Here is an 18,347-nt window from a genome sequence, read left to right as displayed (position 1 = left end):
ATGATGCAGGTGCGCGGGCAGGGACATCACGGGGCTCAAAACAAAAGCCGCCGGCATCATGGGTGACGCCGACGGCTTCTGTCTTGAATCGGGGCGGGGCGCTAACCGGTCGGCCCGGTATCCTCGATAATCGGGCCGAACAGTTCCCAGCGTTCGCCGTTGAACCTCATCATCTGCATCTGCTTGTTGATGCGGTAGTCGGTCGGCGAGGTGTTGGTGACCATGCCCGGCAGCGACAGGCTGCCGGTGACGTTCTTCAGGCTGGTGGCCTGCCGCATGATATTCTCGCGCGTGAGATCGTCGCCGCATTGTTGCAGGATCTTCACCAGCAATTCCGCGGTCGCATAGCCGTAGACGTTGACGGTGTTGAGCTTGTCGCCCTCGGGGTAATATTTGTCCATGAAGGCGAAATAGGCCTTCATGCCGGGATCGTCCTTCCATGTCGGATCGAGCGGATCCTTGCCGTAGTTGGTGGAGATGATGTCCTTGGAGATATCGAGGCCTGCGGGCTTGAGCGTGGCGGAGATCGGGCTCGCATTGATGTCGAGGATATGCACCGGCTTCCAGCCGAGGTCGGCGACCTTCTTGATTGCCTGCGCTGCGAATTTTGGCGTCGAGGCATTGTAGAGCAGGTCGGCGCCCGCCGCCTTCAGCTTGACGATCTGCGAGTCGATGGTCGGATCGGTCAGCTCATAGGACGTTTCGGCGACGATCATCGACGGGGCCTTGGCGCCGAGGGCGTCCTTCAAGCCGGTGACATAATCACGGCCAAGATCGTCGTTCTGATAGAGAATACCGATCTTGGCGGTTGGATGGTTCTTCAGAATGTATTGGCCGTAGATGCGGCCCTCCGTCTGGTAGTTGGGATTGTATCCCATCGTCCAGGGGAAATTCTTGGGATCGGTGAATTTCGACGCCCCGGTCGCGGCGAGGAGCTGCGGCACCTTCTTGGCGTTGAGATATTTCTGGACGGCGGCGTTCGACGGCGTGCCGATGATCTGGAAGGTCAGCAGAACCTCGTCGCTCTCGATCAGCTTGCGCACCTGCTCGACGGCTTTCGGCGGCGAGTAGGCGTCGTCATACTGGATCAGGTTGATCTTGCGGCCCTTGATGCCGCCCTGTTCGTTGATCATCCGCATATAGGCAGCCTGCGTCTTGCCGATGCCGGCATAAGCGGAGGCCGGGCCCGAGAACGGAACGGTCTGGCCGATCTTGATTTCGGTATCGCTGGCGCCGATATCGTATTTCTTCTGCGCACTTGCAGATGTCGCCGATAGCGTGATCGCAACCGCCGCGCCTGCAAGGAGATGAAGAATGCCAGTTCTCATATCGCTGCCTCCGTTGTGTTGACCGATGATCGTGTCCGGTCATCGGTTCAGATGGCCAGCCGTCATCGTTGCCAGGGAGTTTGGCGGAACGGATTTGGCAACGCAAGGCAGTGACGGAAGTGTGAGCCTGTCAAGCCAGCCAGAGCAGAACCAAAGCGAGCGCCGCGGGCGCCGCCTGCACGTAGAGGATCCGGCGGCTGACGGTTGCCGCACCATAGCCGCCGGCCACGATCACGCAGAGCAGAAAGAACGCCTTGATCTGGAAGGCGAAGGCAGGATTGGGATGGAACAGGCCCCAGACGAGGCCCGCAGCCAGGAAGCCGTTATACAGGCCCTGGTTGGCGGCCAGCACCGCGGAGTCCCTTGCCTTCTCGATTCCGTTGCGGAAGATTTTCAGGCCCAGCGGCTTGGTCCAGAGAAACATCTCCAGCACCAGAAAAAACACATGCAGTGCGGCAACCACCGCGACGAGAAAATTGGCGATGAAGATCATGTTGCGGTCCCCCAACCGGCAGCGGAATTCGGGTGGACGCTAGCACGCGGCGGGTGGAAAAGTGCGGAACGCCTGCCGATATTTTTCAGGGCAGATATTTTTCCGGGAATGCCGATGCCAGAGAGTTTTGACCTCGACCGCCTGCCAACGCCAATCGGGACGGCGCTGCTGGTCACCGATGCGGACGGCCTGCTCCGCGCGCTGGACTGGGAGGATCATGAGCCGCGCATGAAGCAGTTGCTGCGGCTGCATTACGGCACGGTGGAACTGAAGAATGCGCGGGCGCCGCGCGGGCTGCGCGCCGCATTGACCGGCTATTTCAAGGGCGACCTCGATCGCCTTGCTGCGATCGAATGGCGCGTCGCCGGCACGCCTTTTCAGCAAAAGGTCTGGAACGCGCTGCCCCGGATTCCCGCAGGCACGACGCTGAGCTATGGCGCGCTCGCCGCGAAGCTCAAAATGCCCAAAGCCGTCCGCGCCGTCGGCCATGCCAACGGCTCCAATCCGATCAGCGTCGTCCTGCCCTGTCATCGCCTGATCGGCGCCAACGGGTCGCTGGTGAAGTACGGCGGCGGGCTGGAGCGTAAGCGCTGGCTGTTGCAGCACGAGGGCGCTCGGATTAAAAAAGGGGACGGGTCGATCAAGCGGCTGGGAGGTGTGCTTGAGGACCCGTCACAAGTTTGATCGAGACTTCAGCTAGAGCATGATCCGGAAAAGTGGGTACCGGTTTTCCCTCGCGACAAACGCGGAACGCGTTTGCGCGGAGATCATGCTCAAATCAAAGGGATAGAGCGGGATGACGATTCGAAGAAAAGTCATCACGCTCTAATCGAGGCCTCGCGTGTTTCGCATGTCCCGCACGATATAGACGAACACAAGAATCGTGGGTGCCCAGGCCAGTATCGCGCCCGCCAGCATCGCTTGCACTGTCGTCATGCTTGCTCCTTGGGTGTCCGTTCCGTGGCTGGATCAGCTTCTTTCCGCGACCGAGGGCTCAGGGCATTTGTAGAGCCATTTCCAGTAGGCCTTGTTGCGTTCCACCTGACGCTTGTAGATCTCGCGGCACTTTGCCGAGCAAAACTGTTCGAGGTACCAGCTGCGCCGGACCAGCCCGAAGGGGCGCTTGCATTCCGGATTTCCGCAACAATTGGTCATGACGCGACCTCCGCATTCGTACGCCTTATCCAGCGAATGAAATTCTCGTGACCCTTGTCGAGACAGAAGCGTCCGCAGTAGCGTTCAAACGCAGGATTTCGCAGAGAGATGATTTTCGGGTCTTCACTGTCGCAATGAGAGCAGCGCGGTTCTAAACGCATGGCGACCTCCTCTTAAGGAATTGCCACTTGCCGGATCAAAATGTGATGCTTTGCTGTCGCTTTCGTTCTCTCGAGGAGCGACGATGCGAAGTCTCGCGCCGGCTCCGCCTTTCTTCAACCTGTCTACATGTTTGGCGAGGTCATCCTTGCGTATAGCCGGTCCGCAACACACTAACGCGGCGCCCACCCTGTTGGGTCATTTGCCCGTTGCCGCGCCCTTTCCTTCCAGGGCGGTATCGAGGCATCCGATCAAGACTTCCCCGTCGAAGGGCTTGGTCAGATAGCAGACCGCCCCGGCCTTCAGAGCGCGCGCGCGATCGCTCTCGACGGCGAAAGCCGTGATGAAAATGAACGGCAGGCTATGTCCCCGGGCGAGCAGGTGGGCCTGCAATTCGAGCCCGCTCATGGCAGGCATTCTGATATCCGTGATCACGCACGATGTGTCACCCAGCTGGGACGATCGCAAGAACTCCTCGGCCGACGCGAACGAATGGACGACGTAGCCAAGCGATCTCACGAGGTTGTGGGTCGCGGCGCGAACGGATCCATCATCGTCGATGATTGAAATTACCGGTGGGTTGGACACAGCGGTCCTTCCTGGAGACGACCAGAGGGCGTCTTTGTGCTGCACAGCCGCGTGATGGGAGAGTGCGTCCGAAATCGGAGTCGGAGAATCATACTTAGGTTTGCGGCCCGCCGGATGCGGGCTTGATCCCGAGCATCTCCGCCATCCTCACCAGGTCAGGCAGCGACTTCGCAGCCATTTTCCGCATGATGTGCCCGCGGTGTATCTTCACGGTGATCTCGGCAATGCCGATTTCGGCGGCGATCTGCTTGTTCATGAGGCCGGTCGTGACCAGAGCCATCACCTCTCGCTCCCGAGGGGTCAGGGTCGCGAAGCGAGCATGCAAGCCTGAGAGGGCCCTGGCTTCATTGCGGCTAACCCGGTCGCGTTCGATTGCCGTGGTTACGGCATCCAGCATGTCCTGGTCGCGGAATGGCTTGGTCAGGAAGTCGACGGCTCCGGCCTTCATCGCCCTGACCGTCATCGGGATATCGCCGTGACCCGTCATGAAGATGATCGGAATGTGGATGTCGGCCTTCGCCAGCTCGGCTTGAAAGTCGAGACCGCTCAACCGGGGCAGCCTGATGTCGAGGATCAGGCAGCTGGCCACGTTCGGAAGCGTGCTCTGCAGAAACTCGTGAGCCGAACCGAACACTTCGACCCGCAAGCCCACCGACCGGAAAAGATTACTCAGAGCGTCACGCATCGATGCGTCGTCATCGACAACGAAGACGACTGGTTCTTCGGCACCTGTGAGGTTGTGAGGTGATGCTGGGCGGCCGGTCACGTACCGTCCTCCTGATGCAATGGCAAGGTGAACTGAAACGTCGCGCCGGGACCGGCATTGCCGGAGGCCGATAGCCGTCCTCCGTGTGCAGTGACAATCGAGCGGCAAATCGACAGGCCCATGCCCATGCCGCTGGATTTGGTGGTGAAGAAGGCATCGAACAGCCGATCGGCATTCTCGGCGGCCACCCCGACACCGCAGTCGCTCACCGTGACCAGCACCTGGCTTGTCTCATCCTGCCGCGTCCGGATCACCAGCTCGCGCGGCCGGTCCTTGACCTGTTGCATCGCTTCAATCCCGTTGACGACGAGGTTGAGGATGACTTGTTGCAACTGGATCCGGTCGGCGAGGACCGGGGGAAGGGCAGCGGCGAGTTCCAGCCGCAGCGCCACCCGGTGGGTGAACAGCTCATGCTGCACAAGGCTCATGACCTCGTTGACGACTTCATTGATGTGGAGCGCTTTCCGATCGGTGGTCTTGTTCACGAGCGCGCGGATGCGCTGGATGACCTCGCCCGCCCGATTGCCGTCATTGATAATCGACCGCAGGGTGCCGCGCGCTTCCTTCAGGTTGGCAGGTTCGCGGTCGAGCCAGCGCAGGCATGCGGCGGCATTGGTGACGACGGCGGCGAGCGGCTGGTTCACCTCATGGGCGATCGACGCGGCCATTTCCCCGAGCGCCGTCACTCGCGCGACATGCGCCAGATTCGTCTGCGCTTCATGCAATTCGACCTCGGCTTGCTTGCGGGCGGTGACGTCCGTTACGGCCCCGACAAATTCGACGCCGCCTGATGCGTCCGTGACCGCATGGCCCGTGGCGTGGACATGCTTGACCGCGCCGTCAGGCATCAGCAAACGATATCCATGCTCGAAGTCCTTCCCGTCGCTGGACGCGCAGTCGATGGTCTGTTGCACGCGCGCGCGATCATCCGGGTGAATGCGTTGCATGACCGCGGCGAACTTGATTGAAGGGGCCTTGTCGAATCCAAATATTCTGAAGGTTTCTTCCGACCAGATAATTTCGCCGCTGCCGGCGCCCCAGCCAAAGCTGCCGGTGTGGCTCGCTCGCTGGGCTTCGGCCAGATACATCTCGCTCTGCCGCAGCGCATTCTCAGCCTGCTTGCGCTCGGTGATGTCCTCGCATGCGATCAGGACGATCAGTTGATTATCCAGCCGCCGCACGGCCTTGGCGTTTTCACGAACCCAGAGCGACGAACCGTCCTTGCGGACCTTGCAGATCTCCCAACTGTGGGTTCGGCCGATATTTTCCAGGCAAATGGCAACATTGCTCTGGGCCGCACGTTGCTCTTCGGCAGGAAAGACTTTCAGCACGGATTGCCCGAGCAATTCGCTGACGGAGTAGCCGAGTTGTGCAGCGCCGAATGTGTTGACGGACAGGACGGTGCCGGCCGCGTCGACCATGAAATACATCACCGGGTTGTGCTCGAATACCTCCTTCCATTGCGCTTCGCTATGACGCAGCGCTTCTATCGCGTGTTGTTCGGCCCTCGCCCGGCCGTGGAGCACGGCTTCCATCTGCCTGCGGGTCGTGCCGACCCGGAGCATCATGATCAGGGAGGCGAGAAGCGAGGCGATGAGCAAGACGACGGCGGTCAAATAGGCGGGGGCCGCCGGTGCGGGGCCGAGCACAAGCCAGATGAAAGCCGCCATCGCCAACGCCAGCACCATGCTGCCCAGCAGCCATTGCTCGGCCGAGCGCCAGGATTTCATGGTCTGGTTACGCATCATCGGCAGCATCGCTCGGCCACACGGGGCCCGCTGCGTCGCTAGGTGATCTCTATCATCAGCGGCGACAACGTCGCCCTCCCAACAGGCTGCATGTTAGCAGCTTTTGGACGTCCGGAGGAAATTCCGGAGGACGTAAAAGTCCGGGGCGGTCATTGCGTGCCCCGATGCGCCTCCCGGGTGTGCGGCATTCCGATCGCCCGCCGCGGCCTGGATAGCGATCGCAAACCTAGGTATGATCCTGCCAACCGAATGTAATGTGTGGATCAACCTCCGTCTAATGGTCTGTTTCGTTTCAATGGTGAAGCTTATCGGGTAACCCGGTGGCATAAGAGTTTTTATGAAATTGCCCTGCGGGAAAGGCCTTTGCGCGAGACCTTCAACCGGACGTCTCGTCGAACGCAAACATCTCGTTGCAGTTGTCAAACCCGTAACCCAGTGCTCGTCGACCGCAAATTTGGGGATTGATATGCCGAAAGCACGCCTGCACTTGATCCTTTGCTCCGATGACATCGGACCCGAAGCAATGCATCGGAGGCGCGGGCGCAGCTTCCAGCTATCCGTCATCGACGGAGGCAAGCCGGCCATCGACGCGCCGAGAGAGAAGCTTTCGGAAGCCATGCTTGATCTGTTCGATCTGGGCATCCTGGTTTCCCAGACAAACTATCTGGCCTTCGTTGCAGCGGGCCTGACAGTTCTCGAGCTCCATGGCTGGGCTGATCCCAAACAGACCAACTAGATCGCGCTCAGTGCAAGCTGCTTCAGCAGCGATCACGCAGAGCTACGGCGCACTTGTGCGAAACTCGGATACGCGCCGTTTGCGCCGTCAGTCGCGCCGATGGCTCGAACCCGATCGGCGCGGTCTTCACGCTGTCATCGCCTGATCGGCGCCAGTGGTTCACTGCCTCAAACATAGTGGTGTGCTCGCGCGGAAGCGTTGGCTGCTGCGACGCGAGAGCGTGAGCCGCCGGTTGTGGCGCCGTCCGGGCGAGGCGCGGCCCTCGAGGGAATAGAAGTTGCGGATTCCGGCCACGTATGCGACGCTGTGTAGCATTGAGGCCCGAGATCGCAAGGTAGCACCATGGATGACAGCCTGCCCGAACTGGGCGACCTCGAACGCGAGGTCATGCAACTGGTTTGGGCCAATGGTCCTGTCACGGCCGAGGCCGTCCGCGAACGGCTTTCCCGCCCGTTGAAGGAATCGACGGTCCGCACCGTGCTGCGACGACTGGAAGACAAGGGCTACACCACGCACACCGTGGATGGACGGACCTATGTCTATCAGGCCGCCGAGCCGCGCGCGCGGGTTGCGGCGAAAGCCGTCCAGCGCATCGTCGACTGGTTCTGCAACGGCTCCGTCGAAGAGGTCCTGGTCGGCATGGTGGACACCGAGATGCTCGACCAGCGTCAGCTGCGCACGCTGGCCGACCAGGTTGCGAAGGCCAAGACTAAAATCGCGACCACTAAAATCGAGACCAAGACTGAGGCCAAAGCCGATACCAAAACAGAGGCGAAGGGTAGGAGGAGATAATGCTGGCGATTCTGGCGGAGTCGGCGCTGCGCTCCCTGTTGCTCGGGGGCGTCGTGTGGGCCGGCTTGAATCTGTTTCGGGTGCGAAATCCGCACATGCACATGACTTCCTGGGCTATGGTGCTGCTGGCGTCACTGTCGATGCCGCTGCTGATGCATTGGACCACGGTAACCGTCACCGTGGACGCGCTGCCGGTGCCGACGGCCGAACATTTCTGGCCTGCCGGTCCATCGGACAGTCCGTCGCCGGAGCCGCTGCCCGACATGCTCGCGGCTGAGCGGGGCGTGGCCGCCGCTCCCCGCTCGGCGCCTGTGCAGGCCCTGAACTGGCTGGCGCTGGCCACCACCGTTTATGCGCTCGTTGCCGGTCTTCTCTTGTCGAGGCTGGCGGTCGGCCTCTATTTGACCTGGCGGCTGGCGCGCGCCGCCAAGCCGATGCGCGAGCCCTGGACCGCCGACTGGAGCGTGCGCGTGAGCAGCGTGATCGCCGGGCCCGTCACCTTCGGCTCGACAATTCTGCTTCCGCCGCAATGCTTCGATTGGGATGTGCGCAAGCGTCAGGCCGTGCTGGCCCATGAGGGCGCTCACGTCGCCAACCGCGATTTCTATCTGTTGCTGCTCGCCTCGTTCAATCGTTCGGTGTTCTGGTTCAGTCCGTTCGCGTGGTGGCACCTCACAAGGCTGGCCGAACTGGCCGAAATCATCAGCGATGCAACGGCGCTCGAAGTGGTCGAGGACAGGCTGTCCTACGCCGAGATCCTGCTCGACCTGGTGCAGCACGTTCGGCGGGCGCCGGCAGGCATCGAAATGGCAAGGGCGTGCACGGTGCGCAGCCGGGTGGAACACATTCTCGCAGCAACCACGGCTCCTGCAAAGCTGGGCTGGGGCAAACGCATCGGGACCGCAGCCGTCATTCTGCCGGTTGTCATCGTCTCTGCCGGCTCGATCGCCTATCGCGCCGCGCCGGCGGCTTCGGCCGCGCTTGACCATGCGGCAGATGCCGTGACCGCAGCGCGCAAGCCGCAGTCGGTTTCCTTTTATGCGTTGGATCGCGCGTCGATCTTCACCGTTTCGCGGGAGGGCGACGATTTCTTCGGGCAAGTCAGCGGACAGCGAAAACTCCGGCTGGCGGTGCTGGGTGATGGAACCTATTTCTACCCGGCGGCGGCCGGCCCGATCACGTTGGCCGTCAGCCATGAACGGAAGCCATTCGCTCCGGTGCTGAACCAGAATGGCCGCGACATCCGCGCGATCAGGACAGCCGAATTGTCGTGGCAAGGGATCGCGGTCGATGCTGGCCGGCTGGATTCGTATGTTGGCGCGTACCAGTTGGGACCCGGCCGCGTCCTCACCGTCATCCGCGATGGCGAGCGGCTCCATGTGCAGGAGACGGGGCGGACGAAATTCGAAATCGTGGCGCGCGGCGTCGATGCCTTTGACGACGGCCATGACAATCTCGTTATTTTCCTGCGCACCGGCGAGGCCAAGGTGAACCAGGTCCTGCTGCACGAGCCGGTGTCCGGCGCACGTTCGGCGCTGCGAGTCTCGGCCGACAGGGCGAAGGCGATCGAGGAAGGCTTCGCGCGCCGAATTGCTGCGGCGCCGGACCGGTTCAGGGAGCAGACCCCGCTGCCGGGCAGCAAGGAGGCGATCCTGCAGGGGATCGAGGATCTGCAGCGCGGTGCTGCCAACTACGAGCGGATGAGTGAATCGCTGGCGGCCAAGATCCGTCGTCAGTTTTCCGAGCTGCAGTCCACGTTCAAGGCGTTCGGTGCGGTGGAGTCGATTTTCTTTCGCGGCGTGGGCCCTGGCGGTTACGACATTTATGGCGTGAAGTTCGTCAATGGCGTTGCGGAATTCCGCTTATTGCAAGGGGCGGACGGCAAGGTCGAAGACGTAATCTTCCGGCCTGACGGCAACGACAGACCGGGCGGGGTCCTTGCCTGCTCCGGCGAGCAGGACTTGAGAGCCGTTAGCGAGATCGCACCGATCAGGGTGCTGATCTACAATGGCAGCGGGACAGACATTCAGCTCTTCAGGCTGGACGCAGAAGGAAAACGCGTAGCCTTGGCCACGGTCGGCGAGGAGATGTCTTTCCCGATCATGACCAATGTCGAGAGCCCGTGGGTGATCGCGGACGCTTCCGGGAAATGCCTGGAGATCTTGCTGCCGGGACAGCAGACGCGCGTGCACACCGTCGGCGAGCCCCAGGCAAACGGTCAGCCAGGGCGCGTGGCGCGGCGCACCGTTCCGCTGGCCGGGAGCGAAGCGGCGCTGCGGCAATATATCGAGGCCGTGGGCCGCGGCGAGCCGAACTACGAGCGCATGACGTCCGAAGTCGCGGCGCAGACGCGGCAACAGCTTCCGTTCAACGAGGCCATTCTTTCCCGGCTCGGCGCCTTGCGCGCGATGTCGTTCCGGGGCGTCTCGGGTCTCGATAGCGACATCTACATCGCCCAGTTCGCCAATGGTTCGGCGGAGTGGCGGATCGGCCTGCTCAAGGACGGCACGATCGGACGGATTGCGCTGGGTCCGCAGTATTAGCCGCTTCATCCTTCGAGACGCACGCCGACGCGTGCGCCTCCTCCTCCCCGCGAAACATGTCAGCCAATCATGGTGAGGCCCGCGGCACCACCGCGCGGCCGGGCGACCCCACTCAATCTGTGCTTGCATTATGGTTCCCGAAATGTTACGATTCGTAGCATTACAATACGTCGCATGTTCCGAGGCGTTACCATGAGCCGCTCTGCAAAGGCTGAAGCCGCAATGGCCCTCCATCGGTTCGGATTGGGGCCGCGTCCGGGATCGATCGCGGCGATCGAGGCCGATCCGCGCGGCGCGCTGATCGCCGAACTCGATCGTCCCGCGATCAGCGAACTCGCTGCCGCCAATCTTCCGTCGAGTGCCAAGGCCTATCGCGCGGTGACCGACGCGTTTGCGAAGCGGCAGGCCAAGGCAATCGTCGCCAAGAAAGAACAGGACGCGAAACGCCAGCAGATGGCGGAAGCGTCCGCAATGATGGAAGGCGCCGCGCAGGGCCAGGGGCAAGGTGCGGGCGAGATGGCAGCAAAGATCGCCGCCGAAGCTGTCCCCGATCCAGGGCGGCAGATCTATCTCGACGAGGCGCGGATTCGTATCGCGGCCGCGCTCGGCGCCGAGATCGGGTTTGTCGAGCGACTGGTCTGGTTCTGGTCCAATCATTTCTGCGTCTCGGCCGACAAGATCCGCAGCATGTCCGGCGCTTATGAGCGCGAGGCCATCCGCCCTCATATGCTTGGCCGCTTCACCGACCTGTTGCTGGCGGCCGAGGGCCATCCGGCGATGTTGTTCTATCTCGACCAGACGGTTTCGATGGGCGCGAACTCGACCGCTGGCCTCAATCGCAGCCGCGGCCTTAACGAGAATCTCGCGCGCGAGATTCTCGAGTTGCATACGCTCGGCGTGCGTAGCGGCTACGCCCAGGATGACGTGATCGGCTTCGCCAACATTCTCACCGGATGGACCCTGGTGCCGCCCGGCGACAATCCCGAGCACGGCGGCGAATTCACCTTCAATCCCCGCCTACACGAGCCCGGCGCGCAGAAGGTGCTGGGAAAATCCTACGAGGACGAAACGGTGGAGCAGGGACGTGCCGCGCTGCGCGATCTCGCCGCCAATCCTGCGACAGCTTCGCATGTGGCGACCAAGCTGGCCCGCTATTTCGTGGCCGATACGCCGCCGCCTGCGCTGGTGGAACGGATCGCGAAGGCGTTCCTCGATACCGGCGGCGATCTCAAGCAGGTCGCCAGGGTGATGGTCTCGTCCGACGAGGCGTGGAGCGAGCCGCCGGCCAAACTTAAGCGGCCCGGCGAGTGGGTGGTCGGCATGGTGCGCGCGACCGGGCTCACGCAGACCGACCCTGTGCGGTACACGGATGGACAGGTCCTGCTCGGCGAACCGTTGTGGCGGCCGCCGTCGCCCAAGGGTTTCCCGGACGACGAAGCATCCTGGATCGACGGCATGGGACGGCGGCTCGACGTCGCCAATTATTTCGCCGAGCGCATCGCAGGCAGGACCGATCCCCAGGACGTCATCGAGACCGTGCTCGGATCGCAGGTGTCGCCGGAGGTGAAACAGGCGGTCGGCCGCGCCGAGAGCCGCCAGCAGGCGCTCGTGCTGTTGTTCATGTCGGCCGAATTCCAGAGGAGGTGAAGCATGACCTTTCGCCACCATCTGCCAAGTCATTTGCCAAGTCATCTGCCAACTCGCCGCGAGGCGCTGGTCGGCGCCGGCAGCCTGTTCGCGTGGAGCCAGATGCCGCGGCTTGCGCGCGCCGAGGGCCGCGATCCGCGCATGCTCGTCATCGTGCTCCGGGGCGCGCTCGATGGTCTCGGTGCGGTCGCCCCCGTCGGCGATCCCGACTGGATCGGCCTGCGCGGCGACCGCGCGCTGGTGCTCGACGGCAAGCCGCCGGCGCTGCCGCTCGACAGTTTCTTCGCGCTCAATCCCGCGATGCCTAACCTGCACCGGCTCTACCAGGCGCAGCAAGCAACCATCGTGCACGCGACCGCAACGCCCTATCGCGAGCGCTCGCATTTCGACGGCCAGGACGTTCTCGAAAGCGGCATCGCACGGCCGGGCGCCGTCGACACCGGCTGGCTCAACCGCGCGCTGGCCGAGCTGGCGTCGGACGGCCGGGTCGATCCGCGCGGCAGCCGCGTCCTTGGCGTCGGATCCGTGACCCCGCTGGTGGTCCGTGGCCGCGCGCCGGTGCTGTCATGGGTGCCGCAAAAATTGCTGCCGGCCAACGAAGACACCCAGGCCCGGCTGCTCGATCTCTATAAACATACCGATCCGAAACTGGCCGTCGCGCTCGAGGCAAGGATGCGTCTGTCGGCGCTCGGCGCCACCGGATTATCGGATGCCGCCATGGCCGACGGCGCGGCGCTTTCAGCGCCCGGCATCGCCGGGGTGCGGGCCTATTTTGCCGAGGCCGCCGGCACCGCGGCTCGCTTTCTCGCCAAGCCCGACGGCCCACGTGTCGGGGCTGTCGGCTTCATCGGCTGGGACACCCACATCAACGAGGGCGCGGCCTCCGGTCAGCTCGCCAATCTACTGGGTGCGCTCGATGGCGCGCTTGCGGCGATCGAGAAGAACATGGGCGACGACTGGCGCGAGACGGTAGTCGCTGTCATCACCGAGTTCGGACGCACCGCGCGCATCAACGGCACCAACGGAACCGATCACGGCACCGGCACCGTGGCGTTTCTCGCCGGCGGCGCCTTGCGGGGCGGGCGCGTGGTCGCCGACTGGCCGGGGCTGAAACAAGCCCAGCTCCATGAGGAACGCGATCTCAAACCCACCACCGATCTGCGCGCCGTGCTCAAGGGCCTGCTCCGCGACCATCTGAGAGTCGACGAGCGTGCGCTCGCAAGCACCGTGTTTCCGGACAGCATCGGCGTCGTGCCGGTTGCAGGTCTGGTTGGTTAGTTGAGGAGGTCTACCCATGACGTCACAGGTCATTATCTTGTCGCTCGCCGTTTCCGGCATCGCCCTGTCTTCCGCAGTCACATGTCGGCCCTATAGCAGCCACTTCGCCGGAATGCAGAAGACGTAACGGCCTCGCGTAATTGGTCCGATGTCTCCTGCTACCGCATCCCGGCGTTTCCCATGTCGATACTCACAGGCCGCGAGCTCGAATTCCTCACCAGCTTGAATGTCAGCTGGGCGAGGCTCTATCGCAACGAGCTCGCGCGTCTCCTGCATAAGGTTGACGACCGATGCGACGTCCACCACGAAACCCATTCCACCATTCGGATCTCGGCGGCGCCTTCCTCGCCTTCGCACCGAAATTCTGCGACGACGACCAGGACATAACGCGCGGGCCGTTGTCGGACGACCACCTGCCTTACCCGACGCGCCATCAGCGGTCGTCCATTCTCTCGCTGCTGATCGATGCGCTGCGCTATCGCAGAGAGCGGAAGACCGACGCGGGGCCGGTGGGCTCGTAGGATGGGTAGAGCGAAGCGAAACCCATCACCTTCCGCGTCGGCATTGATGGGTATCGCTCCGCTCCACCCATCCTACAGGACACGAGCCTATCACGCCGCCGGTTGCGCGACGTTGTCTTCGCTGGCGAGCAGATGAATCAGCGCGCTCTTGATCGCGGCCTGCCGGGTCGGCGCGTTGATCTGGGCACCCAGGAGGTCGGTGACGTAGAACACGTCGCGGGCGCGTTCGCCGAAGGTCGCGACATGGGCCGACGCAATATTGAGGTTGAGCTTCGAGATCGCGGTCGTCAGCTGATACAGCAGGCCGGGGCGGTCGAGGCCGGAGACCTCGATCACGGTGTAGCGGTCCGACCACTGATTGTTGATGGTCACTTCAGGCTCGACCACGAACGCGCGCACCTTGCCGCGGTTGGCCGCCTTGCGGGCCACCACTTCGGGCAGCCGCAATTTACCTTCCAGCACCTGCTCGATCATCTCGCCGATGCGGGTCGCGCGCCGTCCCTCGTCCTCGTCGCGGTCGTATTCCCTTGATATCGCGATGGTGTCGAGCGCGCGGCCATCGGTGGTCGTGTAGATCTGCGCGTCGACGATATTGGCGCCGGCCGAGGCGCAGGCGCCCGCAATGATCGACAGCAGCCACGGATGGTCGGTCGCGAGTATCGTCAGCTCGGTGACGCCGCGCGCCTCGTCGAAACCGACATTGATCGCGAGCTGATGTCCGGCCTGTTCGCTGGCGCGGATGAAGCGCGCCTGGCGGATCTTGCGTTGCAGCTCGACCTTGAGCCAGTAGGCGGGATAGTGCCGCCCGATATAGGCGTTGAGCTCAGCTTCCGGCCACTCGTTGAACGCGGCGCGGAATTCGGATTGTGCTACCGCAATGCGCTGCGCGCGGTTCACTTCCGAGAAGCCGCCGGTCAGCGCCGGCTCGGTCTCATAATACAGCGTGCGCAGCAGCTGCGCCTTCCAGCCGTTCCACACGCCGGGGCCGACGCCCCTGATGTCGGCGGTGGTCAGGATGGTCAAAAGCTTCATCTGCTCGACGGATTGCACGACGGCGGCAAAATTCTCGATCGTCTTGCGGTCGGAGAGATCGCGCGACTGCGCCACCGTCGACATTGTGAGATGTTCTTCGATCAGCCATGCCACCAGCTCGGTATCGGCGGTGCTGAAACCGAGCCGCGGGCACAATCGCCGCGCCACCTTGGCGCCGGCGATCGAGTGATCCTCAAGCCGGCCCTTGGCGACGTCGTGCAGCAGCGTGGTGATGTAGATCACCGCGCGATGCTCGGGTTGAATCTTGCGGAACAGGTCGCTCGCGACCGTGAACTCGTCATTGCCGCCGCGCTCGATCTCCTGCAGGTGGCCTATGCAGCGGATCAGATGCTCGTCCACCGTATAATGGTGGTACATGTTGAACTGCATCATCGACACGATCTTGCCGAAGGCGCGGATGAAGTGACCGAGCACGCCAGTCTCGTTCATGCGCCGCAGCACGGTCTCCGCGTTGTCGGACGTCAGGATCTCCATGAACAGCCGGTTGGCTTCCGGATTTTCGCGAAGCTGGGAGTTCACCTGTTTCAACGAGCGCGTCACCGTGCGCATCGCGTCGGGGTGGAAGGCGAGGTTGTTCGTCTGCGCGAGGCGGAAGATCCGGATCAGATTGACCGGGTCGTGCTTGAAGACGTCGGGCGCGGCGAGGTTGATGCGGTTGTTGTCGATGATGAAGTCGTCGCTGTCGGGCACCCGCCGCCGCTTGGTGCCCGGCCGCAGCCGCGCCACCATGCGACTCAAGACCGGCGCGGGTTTGGCCTGTTCCTCTTCCAGCTTGGCGCACAGGATCGCGGTCAGATCGCCGACGTCCTTGGCGACCAGGAAGTAGTGCTTCATGAAGCGTTCGACATCCTGCATGCCGGGATGCGAGGTGTAGCCGAGCCGCACCGCGATCTCGCGCTGCATGTCGAACGACAGCCGCTCTTCGGCGCGCCCCGAGACGAAATGCAAATTGCAGCGCACCGACCACAGGAAATCGGCGCAGCGGCGGAAGGTGCGGTACTCCTGCGCGTCGAACACGCCGCGCTCGACCAGTTCGCCGGTCTCGCGCACGCGGTAGACGTATTTCGCGATCCAGAACAGCGTGTGCAGGTCGCGCAAGCCGCCCTTGCCGTCCTTGACGTTGGGCTCGACCAGATAGCGCGATTGCCCGGCGCGGCGGTGGCGTTCTTCGCGCTCGGCGAGCTTCGCGGTGACGAATTCGGAAGCGGTGCCCTGCACGACGTCCTTGTCGAAGCGGGCGACCAGTTCGTCATAGAGCGGCTGGTCGCCGGTCAAAAACCGCGTCTCCAGGATCGCGGTGCGGATCGTCATGTCGCCGCGCGCCTGGCGGATGCATTCGTCGACCGAGCGCGTGGCGTGGCCGACTTTCAATCCCATGTCCCACAGGCAATAGAGAATGGCTTCCGCGACCTGCTCGCCCCAGGCGGTCTGCTTGTAGGGCAGGATGAACAACAGATCGATGTCGGATTCCGGCGCCATCAGGCCGCGGCCGTAACCGCCGGTGGCGACCACGGCCATGCGCTCGGCGCCGGAGGGCACATGTGAGCGATAGAGATGCCGCGTGGCGGCAGAGTAGAGGATGCGGATGATTTCGTCCTGCATGAAGCAGAGCCGCTCCGCGCAGCGGCGGCCGTGGCGATCCCTGAGCAGCACGCCCTGCGCGGTCGCGCGCGCCGCGATCATCTCGGCCTTCAGGAGCTGCGCCAGCGCCGAGCGAAACACGTCCTCGCGGCCGGCATGTTTTTCGGCCAGCGCATCGACCGCCGCGGTGATCCGCGCGGTATCGAAACGTTCATCTTCCCCCGAGGGGGCCTCAATCACGATGCTGTCCATGGCTACCCGATAACGGACGGCACAAAGGCTGTCACGGTGGATTGTACGGTCGGATCAAAGCTATGCTGCCGCCGCCGCGAATGCCAGCCATAAGCTGTTGGAAAAACGCGGATTTCCGACGCGGCGTGTCGATGACCAGCGGCTCGGGATGACAGCGCGTCGATAGCGCTTTATATCCGGTGCACAAACAAAAGTCGGGAGAACAAAATGGACGCCGCCGAACTTCGCGCGATGCAGGCCCCGATCAAGGAACGTTACAAGTCCGATCCCTCGGCCGCCGTCATCACCCTCAAAGCCAAAGGCTCGATCGACAATGAAGGCATCGCCTGCAAGGTCGAGACCGGCCGTGCGCTGGCGGTAGCTGGCCTCCACCCCGCCACCGGCGGCTCCGGCCTCGAACTCTGCTCCGGCGACATGCTGCTGGAAGCCCTCGTCGCCTGCGCCGGCGTCACGCTGAAATCGGTCGCCACCGCCGTTGAAGTGCCGCTCAAAAGCGGCAACGTCATCGCCGAAGGCGACCTCGATTTTCGCGGCACGCTCGGCGTCGACAAGGAAGCCTCGGTCGGTTTCGAGGAGATCCGCCTGCGCTTCGAGGTCGGCACCGACGCGCCGCAGGACAAGCTCGATTTGCTGCTCAAGCTCACCGAACGCTATTGCGTGGTGTATCAGACTATCAGGAACGGCCCGAAGATCTCGGTCTCGATGAAGCGGGTGTGAGGCGCTCGCAACCCTCCCCTGGAGGGGGAGGGTCGGCTCGCATGAGCGGAGCGAAATGCGAGACGGCGTGGGGTGATCTCTCCACTCGGGCACCGTTCGCGAGGAGAGACTGTCACCCCACCCCGCCGCTCATTCATGAGCGTCGACCCTCCCTCTCCAGGGGAGGGTAAGAGACCGCCGCCATGTCCCCCGAACTCGCCTTCATCCTCACGCTCGGCCTGCGCATGGCGATCACCGCGGCGTTCGTGGTGACGGCTTCCATCGTCACCGAGCGCTCGGGCCCCGTGATCGGTGCGCTGATCGCGACGCTGCCGATCTCGGCCGGGCCTTCCTATGTGTTCCTCGCGCTCGATCATGACGCGGCCTTCATCGCCGAGGGCGCGCTGGCAAGCCTGCCGATCAACGCCGCGACGATCTTCCTCGGGCTGACCTATGTCGTGCTGGCGCAACGCCATGGCGCGCTGCTCAGTTGCTTCGCAGCCGTGGCCGTGTGGCTGTCGCTCGCTGCGATCATCCGCTCGGTGCAATGGTCGCTTGCCGGCGGCCTGATCGCCAATGTCATCGCTTACGCGATCTGCGTCCCGCTGCTCGCCCGCTATCGCCACGCCAAAATGCCGCCGATCAAGCGCCGCTGGTACGACATTCCGCTGCGGGCGTCGCTGGTCGCAACGCTGGTAGCGACGGTGGTTACTACGTCGAGCTGGGTCGGACCCAAAGTCAGCGGCATGATCGCGCTGTTCCCGGTCGTGTTCACCTCCATGATGCTGATCCTGCACCCGCGCATCGGCGGCCCGCCGACCGCCGCCGTGCTCGCCAACAGCGCCTGGGGCCTGATCGGCCTCGGCATCGCGATTGCGGTGCTGCACGTCGCCGCACCGCAGTTCGGCTCGGCGATCGGGCTAAGCTTGGCGCTTGCGACCTGCGTGGGGTGGAATCTCGGCCTGTGGTGGCTCGGGCGGAGGAAGGCTGTTAGTTGAACCCGTCATTCCG

The 18,347-nt window shown here is 63.3% G+C and carries 16 protein-coding genes; 9 read left to right on the top strand and 7 right to left on the bottom strand.

Going from position 1 to position 18,347, the window contains the following annotated elements; genetic code table 11:
• Positions 1 to 101: 101 nt before the first annotated feature.
• A complete protein-coding gene (locus tag V1286_RS33270) occupies positions 102 to 1,328 on the bottom strand; it encodes an ABC transporter substrate-binding protein (RefSeq protein WP_334487183.1) in 1,227 nt (408 codons plus the stop codon).
• Positions 1,329 to 1,458: 130 nt separating this feature from the next.
• Complete coding sequence (locus tag V1286_RS33265; RefSeq protein ID WP_334487180.1) at positions 1,459 to 1,821, bottom strand: DUF1304 domain-containing protein; 363 nt, start codon at positions 1,819 to 1,821, stop codon at positions 1,459 to 1,461.
• 108 nt (positions 1,822 to 1,929) lie between these two features.
• Here V1286_RS33265 and V1286_RS33260 point away from each other — a divergent pair, with 108 nt between their 5' ends.
• On the top strand, positions 1,930 to 2,505 hold the full coding sequence (locus V1286_RS33260) for a methylated-DNA--[protein]-cysteine S-methyltransferase (protein ID WP_334490066.1): 576 nt from the start codon (positions 1,930 to 1,932) through the stop codon (positions 2,503 to 2,505).
• A 285-nt stretch (positions 2,506 to 2,790) separates the two neighbouring features.
• Here the strand turns inward: V1286_RS33260 and V1286_RS33255 are convergent, their stop codons facing one another.
• From V1286_RS33255 to V1286_RS33240, 4 genes are all read right to left on the bottom strand, one after another.
• Positions 2,791 to 2,976 (bottom strand): hypothetical protein, encoded by a 186-nt coding sequence (locus V1286_RS33255; protein ID WP_334487177.1) that lies wholly within the window; start codon positions 2,974 to 2,976, stop codon positions 2,791 to 2,793.
• A 357-nt stretch (positions 2,977 to 3,333) separates the two neighbouring features.
• Positions 3,334 to 3,723, bottom strand: coding sequence for a response regulator transcription factor (locus V1286_RS33250; protein ID WP_334487174.1), 390 nt, complete (start codon positions 3,721 to 3,723; stop codon positions 3,334 to 3,336).
• 94 nt (positions 3,724 to 3,817) lie between these two features.
• Positions 3,818 to 4,489, bottom strand: coding sequence for a response regulator transcription factor (locus V1286_RS33245; RefSeq protein ID WP_334487172.1), 672 nt, complete (start codon positions 4,487 to 4,489; stop codon positions 3,818 to 3,820).
• Positions 4,486 to 6,024, bottom strand: a complete 1,539-nt coding sequence (locus tag V1286_RS33240) for a PAS domain-containing sensor histidine kinase (protein ID WP_417021295.1) — start codon at positions 6,022 to 6,024, stop codon at positions 4,486 to 4,488. The genes V1286_RS33245 and V1286_RS33240 overlap by 4 nt, the downstream gene beginning before the upstream one ends.
• A 679-nt stretch (positions 6,025 to 6,703) precedes the next feature.
• On the opposite strand from V1286_RS33240, the gene V1286_RS33235 reads away from it, so the two are divergent.
• The 6 genes from V1286_RS33235 to V1286_RS33210 all read left to right on the top strand — a co-directional run bounded on the left by V1286_RS33235 (position 6,704) and on the right by V1286_RS33210 (position 13,754).
• A complete protein-coding gene (locus V1286_RS33235) occupies positions 6,704 to 6,973 on the top strand; it encodes a hypothetical protein (protein WP_334487165.1) in 270 nt (89 codons plus the stop codon).
• Positions 6,974 to 7,315: 342 nt separating this feature from the next.
• On the top strand, positions 7,316 to 7,765 hold the full coding sequence (locus tag V1286_RS33230) for a BlaI/MecI/CopY family transcriptional regulator (RefSeq protein ID WP_334487162.1): 450 nt from the start codon (positions 7,316 to 7,318) through the stop codon (positions 7,763 to 7,765).
• Entirely contained in the window at positions 7,765 to 10,308 is a 2,544-nt protein-coding gene (locus V1286_RS33225) for a M56 family metallopeptidase (protein WP_334487159.1), read from the top strand. The genes V1286_RS33230 and V1286_RS33225 overlap by 1 nt, the downstream gene beginning before the upstream one ends.
• Before the next feature lie 192 nt (positions 10,309 to 10,500).
• On the top strand, positions 10,501 to 11,955 hold the full coding sequence (locus V1286_RS33220; protein ID WP_334487156.1) for a DUF1800 domain-containing protein: 1,455 nt from the start codon (positions 10,501 to 10,503) through the stop codon (positions 11,953 to 11,955).
• Between the two features lie 3 nt (positions 11,956 to 11,958).
• Positions 11,959 to 13,233, top strand: a complete 1,275-nt coding sequence (locus V1286_RS33215) for a DUF1501 domain-containing protein (RefSeq protein ID WP_334487154.1) — start codon at positions 11,959 to 11,961, stop codon at positions 13,231 to 13,233.
• 290 nt (positions 13,234 to 13,523) lie between these two features.
• The gene (locus V1286_RS33210) at positions 13,524 to 13,754 is read left to right on the top strand and encodes a hypothetical protein (RefSeq protein ID WP_334487151.1); all 231 of its coding nucleotides are present in this window, start codon (positions 13,524 to 13,526) and stop codon (positions 13,752 to 13,754) included.
• A 90-nt stretch (positions 13,755 to 13,844) separates the two neighbouring features.
• Here the strand turns inward: V1286_RS33210 and V1286_RS33205 are convergent, their stop codons facing one another.
• A complete protein-coding gene (locus V1286_RS33205) occupies positions 13,845 to 16,640 on the bottom strand; it encodes a [protein-PII] uridylyltransferase (RefSeq protein ID WP_334487148.1) in 2,796 nt (931 codons plus the stop codon).
• A gap of 207 nt (positions 16,641 to 16,847) precedes the next feature.
• Here V1286_RS33205 and V1286_RS33200 point away from each other — a divergent pair, with 207 nt between their 5' ends.
• Together V1286_RS33200 and V1286_RS33195 are read left to right on the top strand one after the other, a co-directional pair.
• Complete coding sequence (locus V1286_RS33200) at positions 16,848 to 17,357, top strand: OsmC family protein (protein WP_334487145.1); 510 nt, start codon at positions 16,848 to 16,850, stop codon at positions 17,355 to 17,357.
• Between the two features lie 182 nt (positions 17,358 to 17,539).
• Positions 17,540 to 18,334: a hypothetical protein gene (locus tag V1286_RS33195; RefSeq protein ID WP_334487142.1), complete on the top strand. Its 795-nt coding sequence runs from the start codon at positions 17,540 to 17,542 to the stop codon at positions 18,332 to 18,334.
• Positions 18,335 to 18,347 lie beyond the last annotated feature (13 nt).

It is taken from the genome of Bradyrhizobium algeriense (assembly GCF_036924595.1).
In the GTDB taxonomy this organism is placed as follows: domain Bacteria; phylum Pseudomonadota; class Alphaproteobacteria; order Rhizobiales; family Xanthobacteraceae; genus Bradyrhizobium; species Bradyrhizobium algeriense.
The sequence above is the reverse complement of the archived record's forward strand: the minus strand, read 5'-3'. Positions and strand labels throughout refer to the sequence as shown.

Excerpts from the sequence above, each read along its gene's own strand:
- V1286_RS33265 (WP_334487180.1), bottom strand. The coding sequence starts at position 1,821 with ATGATCTTCATCGCCAATTTTCTCGTCGCGGTGGTTGCCGCACTGCAT.
- V1286_RS33260 (WP_334490066.1), top strand. The coding sequence starts at position 1,930 with ATGCCGATGCCAGAGAGTTTTGACCTCGACCGCCTGCCAACGCCAATC.
- V1286_RS33210 (WP_334487151.1), top strand. The coding sequence starts at position 13,524 with ATGCGACGTCCACCACGAAACCCATTCCACCATTCGGATCTCGGCGGC.
- V1286_RS33255 (WP_334487177.1), bottom strand. The coding sequence starts at position 2,976 with ATGACCAATTGTTGCGGAAATCCGGAATGCAAGCGCCCCTTCGGGCTG.
- V1286_RS33230 (WP_334487162.1), top strand. The coding sequence starts at position 7,316 with ATGGATGACAGCCTGCCCGAACTGGGCGACCTCGAACGCGAGGTCATG.
- V1286_RS33270 (WP_334487183.1), bottom strand. The coding sequence starts at position 1,328 with ATGAGAACTGGCATTCTTCATCTCCTTGCAGGCGCGGCGGTTGCGATC.
- V1286_RS33195 (WP_334487142.1), top strand. The coding sequence starts at position 17,540 with ATGTCCCCCGAACTCGCCTTCATCCTCACGCTCGGCCTGCGCATGGCG.
- V1286_RS33235 (WP_334487165.1), top strand. The coding sequence starts at position 6,704 with ATGCCGAAAGCACGCCTGCACTTGATCCTTTGCTCCGATGACATCGGA.
- V1286_RS33240 (WP_417021295.1), bottom strand. The coding sequence starts at position 6,024 with ATGGAAGCCGTGCTCCACGGCCGGGCGAGGGCCGAACAACACGCGATA.
- V1286_RS33215 (WP_334487154.1), top strand. The coding sequence starts at position 11,959 with ATGACCTTTCGCCACCATCTGCCAAGTCATTTGCCAAGTCATCTGCCA.
- V1286_RS33200 (WP_334487145.1), top strand. The coding sequence starts at position 16,848 with ATGGACGCCGCCGAACTTCGCGCGATGCAGGCCCCGATCAAGGAACGT.
- V1286_RS33205 (WP_334487148.1), bottom strand. The coding sequence starts at position 16,640 with ATGGACAGCATCGTGATTGAGGCCCCCTCGGGGGAAGATGAACGTTTC.
- V1286_RS33225 (WP_334487159.1), top strand. The coding sequence starts at position 7,765 with ATGCTGGCGATTCTGGCGGAGTCGGCGCTGCGCTCCCTGTTGCTCGGG.
- V1286_RS33220 (WP_334487156.1), top strand. The coding sequence starts at position 10,501 with ATGAGCCGCTCTGCAAAGGCTGAAGCCGCAATGGCCCTCCATCGGTTC.